Source organism: Haemophilus pittmaniae (genome assembly GCF_900186995.1).
Taxonomy (GTDB): Bacteria; Pseudomonadota; Gammaproteobacteria; order Enterobacterales; family Pasteurellaceae; genus Haemophilus_D; species Haemophilus_D pittmaniae.
This window is the reverse complement of sequence record NZ_LT906463.1, coordinates 361,214-376,287: the sequence shown is the minus strand read 5'-3', so window position 1 is coordinate 376,287 and position 15,074 is coordinate 361,214. Positions and strand designations below refer to the sequence as shown.

Here is a 15,074-nt window from a genome sequence, read left to right as displayed (position 1 = left end):
ATTAACAAGGATAATTATGAAAAAAACAATTATTAGCCTATTGCTGGCGGGACTCTTATTAGGTGGTTGTAAAGAGGAAAATCCGGCCGCGAATCAACACAATGAACAAATAGCCCAATTAACTGCACAGGTTGCAGAGCTGAAGGCACAGTTAGCTCAAGCGGAGGAGCGGCAAAAAGGTCTAATTCCTGCATTGGTACTACAACCGAAGGTAATTTTTAGTCAGACGGAAGAAACAACTACCGAGGATAAAAGAACGGTAAGTACGACGTTCACCATTACCGGTTTAAGTGATAGTGGTCAGGATTGGTTGGATCAATTGTTGTTGCGTCAATTTGAACCACAACAGACCAATCTGACTAATCGCGAGCAATTGGCTACATTTTATCAACAGGAATTCAATCTGGATAAAACAGAGGATGCATTTAATCAGGAATTATCCAAAACCTTGAATTTTTTGAGTCAGCGCGGCAAGTTGGCGTTGTTTAGTTTGAGGACCTATAGCTACAGTGGCGGTGCACATGGTATGTATCGCACGCAATATCTTAATATCGATTTAGCCCGCCAACGGCTATTGACCTTCGACGATGTTTTTAAAGCGGATAGCCGGGCATCGCTAAAAGCAGCATTATGGGATATTTATACGCAATACGGCGCCATTCATGAGGATGAAGTCTTCACCAATAAACAGGATTTCAATGTTCCCGATAATTTCTATTTAGCCATTGATGGCGTGCATTTTGTTTATGAATTATATGAGATCGCTTCCTTTGCAGAAGGAGAGCAAGAATTGGTGATTGGTTGGTCGCAATTACAAGATTGGCTGACCGAGGATTTCAAAGCGGCAGGGTACTTTGTTACAAAACAATAATGCCATGCTTTGAAACGCCCTATCGATTCTTAGAGTTTTCTTCAAAACGGCATCTAAGTTATTGATTTTATTGACATTGATTTGAGAACTAAATTACAGCCCCTTTTTTACCCAATAGCGATAAGGGGGGTGTGCGGTTTCACTAGCCAATAGGCGATGTTCCATAAATTGGCAAAAGCCGGGAATATCACGGGTGGTCGCGGGATCATCAGCGATAATTAACAACACATCGCCATCGGTTAAATTACGGATAGTTTTACGTACTAGCATGACCGGTTCGGGACAGCGTAAGCCTTGAGTGTCTAGCGTTTGCGTGACAGATATTGAGTTCATTGTTTTCCCCACAAGAAAAAAGGCGTCCATCATACAATAATTGTTGGTTTTTTTGAACGGTGATAGACTTGGACGCAAATAATTGATGGGGAAATTATGGCGGAGTTTTTGATTCCCAAAGCATCAACGGTGTTTCAAGAAGAAATCAAAAAAAGCAAATTTATCACCTACTTAGCACCGACTACCGGCTTAGCGGCCGCACGGGATTTTTGGGCAGAGATTAAGGCCTTGCATCCCGATGCGCGTCATCATTGCTGGGCTGCGGTTGCAGGCGCTCCAAATGATTCACAACAGCTGGGTTTTTCCGATGATGGTGAACCGGCCGGTACCGCTGGAAAACCGATGCTGGCAGCCTTACAGGGCAGCAATATTGGTGAAATTAGTGCTGTTGTGGTGCGTTATTATGGTGGTATTTTGCTTGGTACTGGTGGCTTGGTGCGGGCTTATGGTAACGGAGTACAACAGGCATTAGCGCAATTACAAACAGAGCTGAAGATCGAACGTCAATACTTTGAATTGATTTGCGATTACGCCCAACTGAAGGATGTTCAGCAGCTATGCGGACAGTTTCAGGTTCTGATTGAAGCTCAGGATTTTCAACAACAAATTCGTTTAACTTTGGCATTAAGCGAAGATCAAATAGTGCCTTTCGGGCAAGCTTTGGCGGAGCGTTCTGCCGGACGCTTGCAATTGATAGCGCTCAAGTAAGCAGGTTGCTGTGCATCTTTTATCTATTATTCGAATTATCGGTATTCTCATTATGTGCTTTTCCGGCACCATGTTGGTGCCGGCTTTTGTTGCATTGATTTATGGCGATGGTGGCGGTAAGGCATTTATGCAGGCCTTCGCGTTAAGCTTTATGGTGGGCGTGTTGTTGTGGTGGCCTTGTCATCATCACAAACAAGAATTGCGTTCCCGTGAAGGATTTTTAATTGTGGTGGCTTTTTGGTTTGTTTTGGGCGGATTAGCGACTTTGCCATTGTTGCTTTTTGATGCACCACATATCACTTTGGCGGCCGCTGTGTTTGAAGCCTTTTCGGGATTAACAACGACAGGCGCCACCGTGTTGACAGGTTTGGATAATCTACCGAAAGCAATTTTGTTTTATCGCCAATTCTTGCAGTGGTTAGGGGGAATGGGGATTATCGTGTTGGCTATTGCGATTATTCCATTACTTGGCATTGGTGGAATGCAGCTTTATCGCGCAGAAATGTCTGGGCCAATGAAGGATCAAAAAATGCGCCCAAGGATTTCGGAAACAGCGAAAGCCCTATGGTTCATCTATTTCTTCTTAACATTAAGCTGTGCAACGGCCTATTGGTTTGCAGGCATGACGCCTTTCGATGCGATTACCCATAGTTTTTCGACGGTGTCTATTGGTGGTTTCTCTACGCATGATGCCAGTATAGGCTATTTCCATAGTTCGGCGATTAACTGGATTACGATAGGTTTTATTTTGATTTCTGCCTGTAATTTTGCGTTGCACTTTAGAGCTTTTTCTACCTTTGGGCGTGAGAATATCTGGCGAATTTATAGCCGGGATCCCGAGTTTCGTTTTTTCGTCAGTATTCAAATTATTATTGTGACGGTTTGTAGCTTAGTTATGATTGGACATAACTATTTCACATCGTCGTGGAAAGATTTTGAACAGGTAGCGTTTCAGGCGGTATCAATTTCAACGACTACCGGATATACCACTTCCGATTTTTCTGCCTGGCCTTCTTTTGTTCCAATGTTGTTAATTATTGCTGCGTTTATTGGTGGTTGCGCTGGCTCAGTAGGCGGCGGTTTGCGGGTGGCACGGGTGCTGGTGTTGTATTTACAAGGGCTACGGGAATTAAAACGATTTGTACATCCGAATTTAGTTTATCCGATCAAATGGGGGAAAAACGTGTTGGATGAACGGGTGATTGGTAGTATTTGGGCGTTCTTTTCAGCATATTTATTAGTTTTTACTTTGTGTTTATTAGCTGTCATTGCCTGTGGAGTAGAGCCATTTAACGCATTTAATGCAGTGCTAGCCTGCATTAATAATTTAGGCCCGGGATTGGGTTCAGTGAGTAGTAATATGACTGCGATTCCCGATAGCGCCAAGTGGGTATTAACTTTTGCCATGGTTTGTGGGCGTCTGGAAATTTTTACGTTGTTGGCGCTCTTTACGCCAGCATTTTGGAAAGCATAATGAAAACCTTAATTTTATATTTAAGCCATGATGGGCAAACAAAAAAAATTGCTGAGTTTATTCAATCATTTATTGATGATGAGGTTGTGATTGAGCCATTGCGGGAAGATTTTGATATTCGTCCCTTTGAGCGAGTTATCATTGGTGCAGCAATTCGTTATGGGCACTTCAATCGGTTGCTATACCGTTTTGTGGAAAAAAATAGTTCTCTTTTAAATGATAGAAAAGCGATTTTTTTCGGTGTCAATCTTACAGCCCGTAAACCCGGCAAAGATAATCCGGAAACTAACCCATACATTCGGAAATTTTTGCAACGTATTAGCTGGCAGCCAAGTAAAATTGCGATCTTTGCTGGCGCACTATGTTATCCTCGTTATAAATGGTTTGATCGTGTCATGATCCAATTGATTATGAAAATTACAGGTGGCGAAACTGATGCGACTAAAGAAATTGAATATACCAACTGGGAAAAAGTAAAGGCATTTGCAGAAAGTCTGAATCCGTAGAATAAAACACCATAAAATTTGTGTTTTTTAGACGATTTGATGAAAATTTCTTCAATCAATAAAAAATTTACATTTTTTTACAAAAAGATCTTGCAAAGGATTCTGAAATCCCTATAATGCGCCCCACACAACGACGCACTGTTGTGAAACATCAAGAAGTGCGTCGTTATTTTTTGCTCTTTAACAATGTATCAGACAATCTGTGTGGGCACTTGTTGATTGACTTGATTTAAAAATATTTTTTAATTTTGAAGTCTTAATAGGTGCTTAAACTAGAAATTCATTTACTTAATGTAAAGTGACTTTAGCTAAGCAGTTTATTGAGCGATTGAACTTGAATTGAAGAGTTTGATCATGGCTCAGATTGAACGCTGGCGGCAGGCTTAACACATGCAAGTCGAACGGTAACAGGAAGAAAGCTTGCTTTCTTTGCTGACGAGTGGCGGACGGGTGAGTAATGCTTGGGTATCTGGCTTATGGAGGGGGATAACTACGGGAAACTGTAGCTAATACCGCGTAGTATCGGAAGATGAAAGTGTGGGACCGTAAGGCCACATGCCATAGGATGAGCCCAAGTGGGATTAGGTAGTTGGTGAGGTAATGGCTCACCAAGCCGACGATCTCTAGCTGGTCTGAGAGGATGACCAGCCACACCGGGACTGAGACACGGCCCGGACTCCTACGGGAGGCAGCAGTGGGGAATATTGCGCAATGGGGGCAACCCTGACGCAGCCATGCCGCGTGAATGAAGAAGGCCTTCGGGTTGTAAAGTTCTTTCGGTAGCGAGGAAGGCATTTAGTTTAATAGACTAGATGATTGACGTTAACTACAGAAGAAGCACCGGCTAACTCCGTGCCAGCAGCCGCGGTAATACGGAGGGTGCGAGCGTTAATCGGAATAACTGGGCGTAAAGGGCACGCAGGCGGACTTTTAAGTGAGGTGTGAAAGCCCCGGGCTTAACCTGGGAATTGCATTTCAGACTGGGAGTCTAGAGTACTTTAGGGAGGGGTAGAATTCCACGTGTAGCGGTGAAATGCGTAGAGATGTGGAGGAATACCGAAGGCGAAGGCAGCCCCTTGGGAATGTACTGACGCTCATGTGCGAAAGCGTGGGGAGCAAACAGGATTAGATACCCTGGTAGTCCACGCTGTAAACGCTGTCGATTTGGGGATTGGGCTTAATGCTTGGTGCCCGTAGCTAACGTGATAAATCGACCGCCTGGGGAGTACGGCCGCAAGGTTAAAACTCAAATGAATTGACGGGGGCCCGCACAAGCGGTGGAGCATGTGGTTTAATTCGATGCAACGCGAAGAACCTTACCTACTCTTGACATCCAGAGAACTTTTCAGAGATGAATTGGTGCCTTCGGGAGCTCTGAGACAGGTGCTGCATGGCTGTCGTCAGCTCGTGTTGTGAAATGTTGGGTTAAGTCCCGCAACGAGCGCAACCCTTATCCTTTGTTGCCAGCGATTTGGTCGGGAACTCAAAGGAGACTGCCGGTGATAAACCGGAGGAAGGTGGGGATGACGTCAAGTCATCATGGCCCTTACGAGTAGGGCTACACACGTGCTACAATGGCGTATACAGAGGGAGGCGAAGCAGCGATGTGGAGCGAATCCCAGAAAGTGCGTCTAAGTCCGGATTGGAGTCTGCAACTCGACTCCATGAAGTCGGAATCGCTAGTAATCGCGAATCAGAATGTCGCGGTGAATACGTTCCCGGGCCTTGTACACACCGCCCGTCACACCATGGGAGTGGGTTGTACCAGAAGTAGATAGCTTAACCTTCGGGGGGGCGTTTACCACGGTATGATTCATGACTGGGGTGAAGTCGTAACAAGGTAACCGTAGGGGAACCTGCGGTTGGATCACCTCCTTACCTAAAATTGAGTGACGATAAGTGTCCACACAGATTGGCTGATGTATTGTAGAAAAAATAGAGGAAGAAAGTGCGTAAGCATTGTGTAAGATAGAGTATCTTTACTTGTTGTCCCCATCGTCTAGAGGCCTAGGACATCGCCCTTTCACGGCGGTAACCGGGGTTCGAATCCCCGTGGGGACGCCAATTAAAGATAACTTTATGTATCTTTGTTCTTTAAAAATTAGGAAACAAGCTGAAAACGAAGAGACTTTCAAGTCCTGAAAGGGATAGAAAAAGTCTGAGTAGAAAAAATCTTGATTGAGCAAAAGCAATCAAGTGATTAGTTGATAACACAGTCTCAAGAATTTTTGAGGTTGTATAGTTAAGTGACTAAGCGTACAAGGTGGATGCCTTGGCAATCAGAGGCGATGAAGGACGTGCTAATCTGCGAAAAGCTTGGATGAGTCGATAAGAGGCGTTTAATCCAAGATGTCCGAATGGGGAAACCCAGTAGATGAAGAATCTACTATCAACAAGTGAATACATAGCTTGTTGAGGCAAACCGGGAGAACTGAAACATCTAAGTACCCCGAGGAAAAGAAATCAACCGAGATTTCGTTAGTAGCGGCGAGCGAACGCGAAGGAGCCTGTTAGTGATAGCGACAGAGACAGAGGAACAAGCTGGGAAGCTTGGCGATACCGGGTGATAGCCCCGTACTCGAAGTCCAGGTCGTGGTACTAAGCTAACGATAAGTAGGGCGGGACACGTGATATCCTGTTTGAAGATGGGGGGACCATCCTCCAAGGCTAAATACTCCTGATTGACCGATAGTGAACCAGTACTGTGAAGGAAAGGCGAAAAGAACCCCGGTGAGGGGAGTGAAATAGAACCTGAAACCTTGTACGTACAAGCAGTGGGAGCCCTTTAAGGGTGACTGCGTACCTTTTGTATAATGGGTCAGCGACTTATATTTTGTAGCGAGGTTAACCGAATAGGGGAGCCGAAGGGAAACCGAGTCTTAACTGGGCGAATAGTTGCAAGGTATAGACCCGAAACCCGGTGATCTAGCCATGGGCAGGTTGAAGGTTGGGTAACACTAACTGGAGGACCGAACCGACTAATGTTGAAAAATTAGCGGATGACTTGTGGCTGGGGGTGAAAGGCCAATCAAACCGGGAGATAGCTGGTTCTCCCCGAAATCTATTTAGGTAGAGCCTTGAGCGGACACCTTCGGGGGTAGAGCACTGTTTCGGCTAGGGGTCCATCCCGGATTACCAACCCGATGCAAACTACGAATACCGAAGAGTGATACTCAGGAGACACACGGCGGGTGCTAACGTCCGTCGTGGAGAGGGAAACAACCCAGACCGCCAGCTAAGGTCCCAAAGTCTATATTAAGTGGGAAACGAAGTGGGAAGGCTTAGACAGCTAGGATGTTGGCTTAGAAGCAGCCATCATTTAAAGAAAGCGTAATAGCTCACTAGTCGAGTCGGCCTGCGCGGAAGATGTAACGGGGCTCAAATATAGCACCGAAGCTGCGGCATCAGTGGCAACACTGTTGGGTAGGGGAGCGTTCTGTAAGCGGATGAAGGTAGCTCGAGAGGGCTGCTGGACGTATCAGAAGTGCGAATGCTGACATAAGTAACGATAAAACGGGTGAAAAACCCGTTCGCCGGAAGACCAAGGGTTCCTGTCCAACGTTAATCGGGGCAGGGTGAGTCGGCCCCTAAGGCGAGGCTGAAAAGCGTAGTCGATGGGAAACGGGTTAATATTCCCGTACTTGGATAAACTGCGATGTGGGGACGGAGCAGGTTAGGTTAGCGCACTGTTGGATATGTGCGTTTAAGTTGGTAGGTGAGAAGTTTAGGCAAATCCGGACTTCTTTAACACTGAGAGATGATGACGAGGCTCTACGGAGCTGAAGTAACCGATACCACACTTCCAGGAAAAGCCACTAAGCTTCAGGTTTATCTAAACCGTACTGAAAACCGACACAGGTGGTCAGGTAGAGAATACTCAGGCGCTTGAGAGAACTCGGGTGAAGGAACTAGGCAAAATAGCACCGTAACTTCGGGAGAAGGTGCGCCGGCGTAGATTGTAGTCCCTAGCGGGCGAAGGTTGAACCGGTCGAAGATACCAGCTGGCTGCAACTGTTTATTAAAAACACAGCACTCTGCAAACACGAAAGTGGACGTATAGGGTGTGATGCCTGCCCGGTGCTGGAAGGTTAATTGATGGTGTAATCGAAAGAGAAGCTCCTGATCGAAGCCCCAGTAAACGGCGGCCGTAACTATAACGGTCCTAAGGTAGCGAAATTCCTTGTCGGGTAAGTTCCGACCTGCACGAATGGCATAATGATGGCCAGGCTGTCTCCACCCGAGACTCAGTGAAATTGAAATCGCCGTGAAGATGCGGTGTACCCGCGGCTAGACGGAAAGACCCCGTGAACCTTTACTATAGCTTGACACTGAACATTGAATTTTGATGTGTAGGATAGGTGGGAGACTATGAAGCAGTCACGCCAGTGATTGTGGAGTCATCCTTGAAATACCACCCTTTAACGTTTGATGTTCTAACGAAGATTACGAAACGTGGTCTCGGACAGTGTCTGGTGGGTAGTTTGACTGGGGCGGTCTCCTCCCAAAGAGTAACGGAGGAGCACGAAGGTTTGCTAATGACGGTCGGACATCGTCAGGTTAGTGCAATGGTATAAGCAAGCTTAACTGCGAGACAGACAAGTCGAGCAGGTACGAAAGTAGGTCATAGTGATCCGGTGGTTCTGCATGGAAGGGCCATCGCTCAACGGATAAAAGGTACTCCGGGGATAACAGGCTGATACCGCCCAAGAGTTCATATCGACGGCGGTGTTTGGCACCTCGATGTCGGCTCATCACATCCTGGGGCTGAAGTAGGTCCCAAGGGTATGGCTGTTCGCCATTTAAAGTGGTACGCGAGCTGGGTTTAGAACGTCGTGAGACAGTTCGGTCCCTATCTGCCGTGGGCGTTGGAGAATTGAAAGGGGCTGCTCCTAGTACGAGAGGACCGGAGTGGACGCACCACTGGTGTTCCGGTTGTGTCGCCAGACGCATTGCCGGGTAGCTAAGTGCGGAAGAGATAAGTGCTGAAAGCATCTAAGCACGAAACTTGCCTTGAGATGAGTTCTCCCAGATTTAAAATCTGTAAGGGTTGTTTAAGACTAAGACGTAGATAGGTCTGATGTGTAAGCGGTGCGAGCCGTTGAGCTAACAGATACTAATTGCCCGAGAGGCTTAACTATACAACGCTCAAGAGTTTTTGAGTGATAGACGAAACGAAGACGAGAGAAAGTTGAGAGTTTTTAGCTTGTGACTAATTTTGAAGAATGAATAGATGATAGAAAGTTATCAACGGAATATTCCGGCGGCCATAATGTGATGGACCCACCTGATCCCATCCCGAACTCAGAAGTGAAACGTCATCATGCCGATGGTAGTGTTGGGCTTCCCAATGTGAGAGTAGGTCACCGCCGGTTCTACTACTAACCCCGAGCTGAATAGCTTGGGGTTTTTGCTTTTGGGGGAAGTGATGCGGTGGAACAGCCGAATAGCTGAAGAACAGAGCAAAACCTTAATATCCCAATGCCCCCTTGGTAATCCGAGTTTTGCCTAAAATATCATGTAACTCATTGATTTTATTGATATTGATTGAAAAATGGAATCTCCGTGAGAAAAATAGCGCATCATGTTACAATGCGCGACCATTTTAAATGAGAAGGAATCACTTATGGCACGTCAAAAGAAAACCCGTCGTATTACCGACGTGATGCCGATTCGTAAGACTGATAAAAAGCCGGCGCTAGCACCCAAAGGGAAAAAATTGACCCGTTATGAATTGGATGCTAAAGCTCGTGAAGAGAAAAAGAAACGTAAACATAAAGGCTTAGCTTCCGGTTCCCGACATAGCGCATTGCAAAATGAACAGGGTTCGCATATCGAAAATTGTCAGGATCCGCGTATTGGCAGCCGCAAAAAAGTCCCTCTAATTGTGGAGTTTGTCAATAAACCGGAAAAAGGCCAAGCGATTCCGGTAGCGCCGGTTGTGAAGAAACTAGATCCTGCCGTGGAGTTGGAACGTCTGGAAAATAATGAAATCCTGAATGAATTACTGGATGCCTTAGATGAAGGTAAATCGATTAGCAAAGCGGATCAGCAATTTGTGGATGAATGCTTAGATCGAATTGCTGAATTGATGGAAGAGCTGGGCATTGAGGACGAAGACGAAAGCGAAGACGATTTATATCGCACCTTTGAGACCATCGACATTAACCAATTCAGATAGATATGTTGCTTTATTTATTGGCTATTTGTGGCTTAGTTATTATCGGTTTGTTGGCGCTGTATGCTTTTCGTCTTGTGCAGCGCTTGAATGTGCAGAATAAATTGATTGCACAAGCTAAGCAGGAACGTATAAAACGCCTAAAAGAGAGTATGGTAATTATTGCCAAAGCTATGCAAAATGGCGATTGTAGCTTAGCCGAAGGCGTGCTTCGGTTAACGATGTTGCTTGTGCCCTTTGGCCTTTCATTACAACAGTATCCGGCCATGTTTGCGCTTTATCAGGCGGTGCATGATATGCCAACCCACGATGATTATCGTGCTTTAGCGAAACAGCAACGGATGAAAATAGATTTAACACGTGAAAGTGCAGAAGCTCAATTTGCACAGGAAATTATGTTGGAGTTACCCCGCTTTTTAAGCGAGGTCGAAAAACTTGGGGAAGTTTAATGTCTGAAATTATTTGGGATCTTGACTTGATTCAAAAGTATAACCAATCAGGTCCCCGCTATACCTCTTATCCGACCGCGTTGGAATTTAACGAAAATTATACCGATCAAGATTTTATCGCAGCCGCTAACCGCTATCCAAATCGCCCATTATCGCTTTATGTACACATCCCGTTTTGTCATAAGTTGTGCTATTTCTGTGGTTGTAACAAGGTGATTACTCGTCATTCACACAAAGCGGATATTTATCTCGATTATTTGGAGCAGGAAATCAAAGCACGTGCGCCATTATTTGCTAACCGCATTGCCACTCAAGTGCATTGGGGCGGCGGTACGCCAACCTATTTAACCGAAGCGCAATCGGCTCGCTTGATGCAAATGCTCAAGGATCATTTCACTATCGCTGAAGAGGCTGAGATCAGTATTGAAATGGATCCACGTGAAATCGAATTATCGATGCTTGATCATCTTCGTAACATCGGTTTTAACCGTATCAGTATGGGAGTGCAGGATTTTAATAAGGATGTGCAAAAAGCGGTAAATCGTGAACAGGATGAAGAATTCGTGAATGCACTTTTAAAACGTGCCCGCGAATTGGGTTTCCAATCTACCAACTTGGACTTAATTTACGGCTTACCATTGCAAACCGTAGAAAGTTTTATGTTCACCTTAGATAAAGTGATTGAACTTAATCCCGATCGCTTAAGCGTGTTCAACTACGCCCATTTACCGAGCCGTTTTGCCGGCCAGGCGAAGATCAAAGAGGCGCAATTGCCACCACCGCAAAGCAAACTGGAAATTCTACAAAAAACCATCGAAACCTTGGGCAATGCCGGCTATAAATTTATTGGTATGGATCATTTTGCCAAACCTGATGATGAGTTGGCGATCGCTCAACAGAACGGAGTGTTGCACCGTAATTTCCAAGGTTATACTACTCAGGAAGAATGCGACTTGTTAGGCTTGGGCGTTTCGGCGATTAGTCTACTTGGAGATACTTACGCACAAAATCAAAAAGAGCTGAAGCGTTACTATGCCGATGTTGATAATACCGGCATCGCCTTACATAAAGGTTTGGTGATGAGCCAAGAGGACTGCCTGCGTCGTGATGTGATTAAACAACTAATCTGCAATTTCAAATTAGATTTTGCACCAATTGAGCAACAATATGGAATCGATTTTAAAACGCACTTTGCCGAAGATTTGGCACTGTTACAGCCGTTGCTCGATGATGAGTTGATCAGTCAAACTGAACAAGGATTACAGGTGTCACCTAAAGGCCGATTGCTGATCCGCAATATTTGCCTGTGTTTTGATACTTATTCCCGTGCGGCGGCCAAGCGCCAGCAATTTTCTCGCATTATCTAATCATAAGGGGCGTTGTAAAACGCCCCTTTGATTTTGAACGTTTTCCATAAAAACTATGCTAAGTCATTGATTTTATTAGTGGAGCTCTAAAAACCTCAGTTTGCCATCATAGTGCTAAGACATTGATGAAATTTCATATCCCGAATAGCAATATTTCGTTACAATAAACCGAATTTTTGGCTCGAATCTGAGTCTGATAAGCGTTATTTTTAGCGGAGTTGTGATGCGTAAAATTGCTTGGGGAATTTTCGGCTTGTTCGGGCTGGCGGGAGCGACAATGCTCAGCGCTCCCTATTGGCTTAGCCCAAGTGTAACCGCACGTATTGCCAATCATTTTTTACCACAGGGCTATCGATTACAGCCTTCCAGCCATTGGGTACTTGGCCTACGTGGCTTGAGTCTGCCCGCATTAACCATTCAAAGCCCCGATTGCTCGATGGCAAAGTTGCAAGACATTCACCTGCATTGGTGGCCCAGTTTGCAACTTGATATCCAACAAAGCAATTTGGATTATGCCTGTTTACAGCCGCTATTAACGCACAGCGGGGATTCATCCTATGCCGATTTAGCGACTATTTTTGCCCTTGTGCCGAAGATGGCTATCCATTTGGCACATTTCCGTTTGGATTCCCTTAAAACGCCCAATAACCCCTTGCTAGCCCAATTATTGCAAAGCGATTCGACTATTCATGCGGACTACGATGGAGAACGCCTACAGTTAACCCATCAGGCACAGGATAATGAACGTGTGATTTTGCGGCAACATGCTCAACTGGTCAGGCAAAAAGGCCATTTTAATTGGCAATCGCAGACTGATTACCAGCCGCTAGATGGCCATACCTATCATTTTTCTTTAGTAAGTCATATTCCCAATCAATTAGCGGCCTGGCCGGATGTGGGGGAATTTGAGTTAACCTGGGATAACCCTGATTGGACGGTGACGCAAGGGCACTTGAATTTTCATTGGGATGGGGAAAAAGGCCAACTCAATGCGCAAGATGTGCTACGCAATCAGCCTTTACTGGATGTTCCGATGACCTTTAATCCGCAGGGCTTGGAAATTACCTGGGGAAAATTCTATTGGACATTTGACGGTTATCAACCCCTTAAGGGTTTCTTGGGAATTGCATTACGTAAGCCGGCAGAAGGTTTTTGGCCTTTAAGAAGCGATCTCAATGTCATTTTGCAAACCTTTGGTGAGCAAGGAAAAGGCGAAATTGTGATTAGTAGTCAAAATGGCGAGATTGGCGGCGGTAAAGCATTAGATGAACTGGATTTTGACCTGAATACGCGTGGTGACTTACGCTATAACAATAATGTTGCATTCACCAATTTACACTACCGCATTGTGGGACATTTTGCCGATCCGCTGCTACATTTTCTTCCCGGTTCTATTTTTAAAATGGATCATTTGTCCGATGATTCTAAAATTCATGTGCGTTTACCGCTAGATGATGTATTAGTCGGCCGTTATGGCTTGGAAGGCCGTCTGCAAGCCTCATTGCAGGGATTTACTCCACAATTTCGTGATTTGGATTTGCAATTAGATGGGCAAGCCCATGAGTTTATCGCCGGGATCAAAACGATTTTTGAGTTGCGTGATGAACGCCATAAACTGCGCGATGCTGAAATGCAGGCAGCCAATCGTTGGGACTGGCAAATTAACGGCAAAGCCCATTGGCAGGCCTTGGATACACCGCTTACCATGCAAGGAAAAGGTTTTTGGGAAGGGGATCATATTGAACTCAATAAGTTGACTGCACAATCCGGTAAGGTTGAGATTGATGGCGTAAAAATGGCACCGCTGTCCTTACAATTGCGTGACAGGCTGCGGTGGGATTATCAAGAGGAGCATCTACGCGGCTTATTGCAGGCGAAAACCGATTGGATCGAGTTTGCCTACGGAGGGCGTTTTGTTAAGCCAATTTTCGGCTTGGGAGTAGATGGTCTGAATATTGACGATTTTAGCCTGGCAGGTGATCTGCATGCCGATCGGTTGGGGCCACTACAGGTACAGGCGTATTATCAGAAAAATCGTCTCAGCGGCAATATCGGCTGGCCGCAGCAATCAGCTAAGGTGTTGCAAACCCTATTTCCGCAACATTGGGAATGGCTGATTCGCGATGGCCAAATTAAGGGAAATGGCAAATTTTCCATCGATAGCGAAGGCGTTTCCTTAGACGGCGAATTGCATTTGCAACGAGGACAAATTGAATTACCTGATGGCACCATTGATGGGCTGAATATTCATTTCCCGCTACACTATCGCAATTTCGATTTGCATGCGGAGGCACGGCAACCTATTCGAGTTAGTGCGCAGAGTTTACGCTGGGGGGCATTGCAAGTCGAGCAGGCGGCATTGGATGTGAGTGGGCATTATCCGAATTCAGCGAGCAAACCGTTAACCTTGTCGAAGGTGCGTTTAGGCTTGTTTGATGGCCAATTAACGGTCCCACGCTTGGATTTTCCACAACGTCAGCAAGCGTTATTAACACTGAATAATATTGATATTGCACAGGTATTGGCGCTGGCCCAATATCAGCAATTATCGCTGACTGGGCGAGTGAATGCCCGTTTACCTTTCTGGCTGGGCAATCGTCAGTGCTTGATTTGCCAAGGTGAAATTGAACAGGCAACACCGCTTCATCTGCGATTAAACGAGCAAGTGACGGCCGGATTGAAAACCGGCGGTTGGACGGAAACAACCTTGGTTGATTTGCTCAAGGAATTGAATTTGCAAACTTCCCGTGCTGTCTTTGATTTACAGCCAAATGGTGAAATGCTCTTAAATGCGCATATTCAAGGATATAATCCGCAGAATCCGACCCATCACCCGATAACCTTAAATTATCGCCATCGGGAAAATATGTTTGAGTTGTGGGATATGATTGACTACGGCTCGCAGTTTGAACAAAATCTACAGTATCGACTTTATCGCAATTTAGAAAAATGATGACTTTTCGTAACAGCTTAATTTTATCCGCCGCGTTACTGGCGGTTGCCTGCACACCAACCATTCAATTGGATACGCCAAAACAGGGCATTACCATTAATATGAATGTCGTTGTGGATCATAATATTAGTGTGAAAATGGATGAACAAACCCAAAAGGCGGTGGAAGACGTTAACGGTAAAGACAAAAATAAGAAAGGAAATCAATAAATTATCGATTTTTAGAACAACTCAAATAA

10 protein-coding genes, 1 tRNA gene and 3 rRNA genes are annotated in these 15,074 nt (G+C 45.3%); 13 read left to right on the top strand and 1 reads right to left on the bottom strand.

Annotated elements, in window-relative coordinates:
- The first annotated feature begins 16 nt into the window (after nucleotides 1-16).
- Complete coding sequence (locus CKV74_RS01855; protein ID WP_095176664.1) at nucleotides 17-871, top strand: PdaC/RsiV family protein; 855 nt, start codon at nucleotides 17-19, stop codon at nucleotides 869-871.
- A gap of 93 nt (nucleotides 872-964) precedes the next feature.
- Here the strand turns inward: CKV74_RS01855 and tusA are convergent, their stop codons facing one another.
- A complete protein-coding gene (gene tusA / locus CKV74_RS01850; RefSeq protein WP_039847935.1) occupies nucleotides 965-1,204 on the bottom strand; it encodes a sulfurtransferase TusA in 240 nt (79 codons plus the stop codon).
- Between the two features lie 96 nt (nucleotides 1,205-1,300).
- On the opposite strand from tusA, the gene CKV74_RS01845 reads away from it, so the two are divergent.
- The 12 genes from CKV74_RS01845 to CKV74_RS01790 all read left to right on the top strand — a co-directional run bounded on the left by CKV74_RS01845 (nucleotide 1,301) and on the right by CKV74_RS01790 (nucleotide 15,045).
- Nucleotides 1,301-1,912 (top strand): YigZ family protein, encoded by a 612-nt coding sequence (locus tag CKV74_RS01845; protein ID WP_007243479.1) that lies wholly within the window; start codon nucleotides 1,301-1,303, stop codon nucleotides 1,910-1,912.
- Between the two features lie 10 nt (nucleotides 1,913-1,922).
- The gene (locus tag CKV74_RS01840) at nucleotides 1,923-3,386 is read left to right on the top strand and encodes a TrkH family potassium uptake protein (RefSeq protein ID WP_095176663.1); all 1,464 of its coding nucleotides are present in this window, start codon (nucleotides 1,923-1,925) and stop codon (nucleotides 3,384-3,386) included.
- Nucleotides 3,386-3,892 carry a menaquinone-dependent protoporphyrinogen IX dehydrogenase gene (hemG, locus tag CKV74_RS01835; protein WP_007243470.1) on the top strand — a complete coding sequence of 169 codons (507 nt, stop codon included), beginning with the start codon at nucleotides 3,386-3,388 and terminating at the stop codon, nucleotides 3,890-3,892. Before CKV74_RS01840 ends, hemG begins: the two co-directional genes overlap by 1 nt.
- Before the next feature lie 336 nt (nucleotides 3,893-4,228).
- Nucleotides 4,229-5,770: ribosomal RNA gene (locus CKV74_RS01830) — 16S ribosomal RNA — on the top strand.
- 110 nt (nucleotides 5,771-5,880) lie between these two features.
- Nucleotides 5,881-5,956, top strand: a tRNA-Glu gene (locus tag CKV74_RS01825).
- A gap of 176 nt (nucleotides 5,957-6,132) precedes the next feature.
- Nucleotides 6,133-9,030: ribosomal RNA gene (locus tag CKV74_RS01820) — 23S ribosomal RNA — on the top strand.
- A 118-nt stretch (nucleotides 9,031-9,148) separates the two neighbouring features.
- Nucleotides 9,149-9,264, top strand: a 5S ribosomal RNA gene (gene rrf, locus CKV74_RS01815).
- Together the 16S, 23S and 5S rRNA genes with 1 tRNA gene alongside form the textbook arrangement of a ribosomal RNA operon.
- 251 nt (nucleotides 9,265-9,515) lie before the next feature.
- The gene (gene yihI, locus CKV74_RS01810) at nucleotides 9,516-10,070 is read left to right on the top strand and encodes a Der GTPase-activating protein YihI (RefSeq protein WP_095176662.1); all 555 of its coding nucleotides are present in this window, start codon (nucleotides 9,516-9,518) and stop codon (nucleotides 10,068-10,070) included.
- 5 nt (nucleotides 10,071-10,075) lie between these two features.
- Nucleotides 10,076-10,516, top strand: coding sequence for a DUF2489 domain-containing protein (locus CKV74_RS01805; protein ID WP_039847941.1), 441 nt, complete (start codon nucleotides 10,076-10,078; stop codon nucleotides 10,514-10,516).
- Nucleotides 10,516-11,883: an oxygen-independent coproporphyrinogen III oxidase gene (gene hemN, locus CKV74_RS01800; RefSeq protein WP_007243491.1), complete on the top strand. Its 1,368-nt coding sequence runs from the start codon at nucleotides 10,516-10,518 to the stop codon at nucleotides 11,881-11,883. Before CKV74_RS01805 ends, hemN begins: the two co-directional genes overlap by 1 nt.
- Before the next feature lie 223 nt (nucleotides 11,884-12,106).
- Nucleotides 12,107-14,836 (top strand): YdbH family protein, encoded by a 2,730-nt coding sequence (locus tag CKV74_RS01795; RefSeq protein ID WP_007243494.1) that lies wholly within the window; start codon nucleotides 12,107-12,109, stop codon nucleotides 14,834-14,836.
- On the top strand, nucleotides 14,833-15,045 hold the full coding sequence (locus CKV74_RS01790) for a YnbE family lipoprotein (RefSeq protein WP_007243496.1): 213 nt from the start codon (nucleotides 14,833-14,835) through the stop codon (nucleotides 15,043-15,045). The genes CKV74_RS01795 and CKV74_RS01790 overlap by 4 nt, the downstream gene beginning before the upstream one ends.
- The last annotated feature ends 29 nt before the right edge of the window (nucleotides 15,046-15,074 follow it).

Excerpts from the sequence above, each read along its gene's own strand:
- CKV74_RS01855 (WP_095176664.1), top strand. The coding sequence starts at position 17 with ATGAAAAAAACAATTATTAGCCTATTGCTGGCGGGACTCTTATTAGGT.
- tusA (WP_039847935.1), bottom strand. The coding sequence starts at position 1,204 with ATGAACTCAATATCTGTCACGCAAACGCTAGACACTCAAGGCTTACGC.
- CKV74_RS01845 (WP_007243479.1), top strand. The coding sequence starts at position 1,301 with ATGGCGGAGTTTTTGATTCCCAAAGCATCAACGGTGTTTCAAGAAGAA.
- hemG (WP_007243470.1), top strand. The coding sequence starts at position 3,386 with ATGAAAACCTTAATTTTATATTTAAGCCATGATGGGCAAACAAAAAAA.
- yihI (WP_095176662.1), top strand. The coding sequence starts at position 9,516 with ATGGCACGTCAAAAGAAAACCCGTCGTATTACCGACGTGATGCCGATT.
- hemN (WP_007243491.1), top strand. The coding sequence starts at position 10,516 with ATGTCTGAAATTATTTGGGATCTTGACTTGATTCAAAAGTATAACCAA.
- CKV74_RS01795 (WP_007243494.1), top strand. The coding sequence starts at position 12,107 with ATGCGTAAAATTGCTTGGGGAATTTTCGGCTTGTTCGGGCTGGCGGGA.
- CKV74_RS01790 (WP_007243496.1), top strand. The coding sequence starts at position 14,833 with ATGATGACTTTTCGTAACAGCTTAATTTTATCCGCCGCGTTACTGGCG.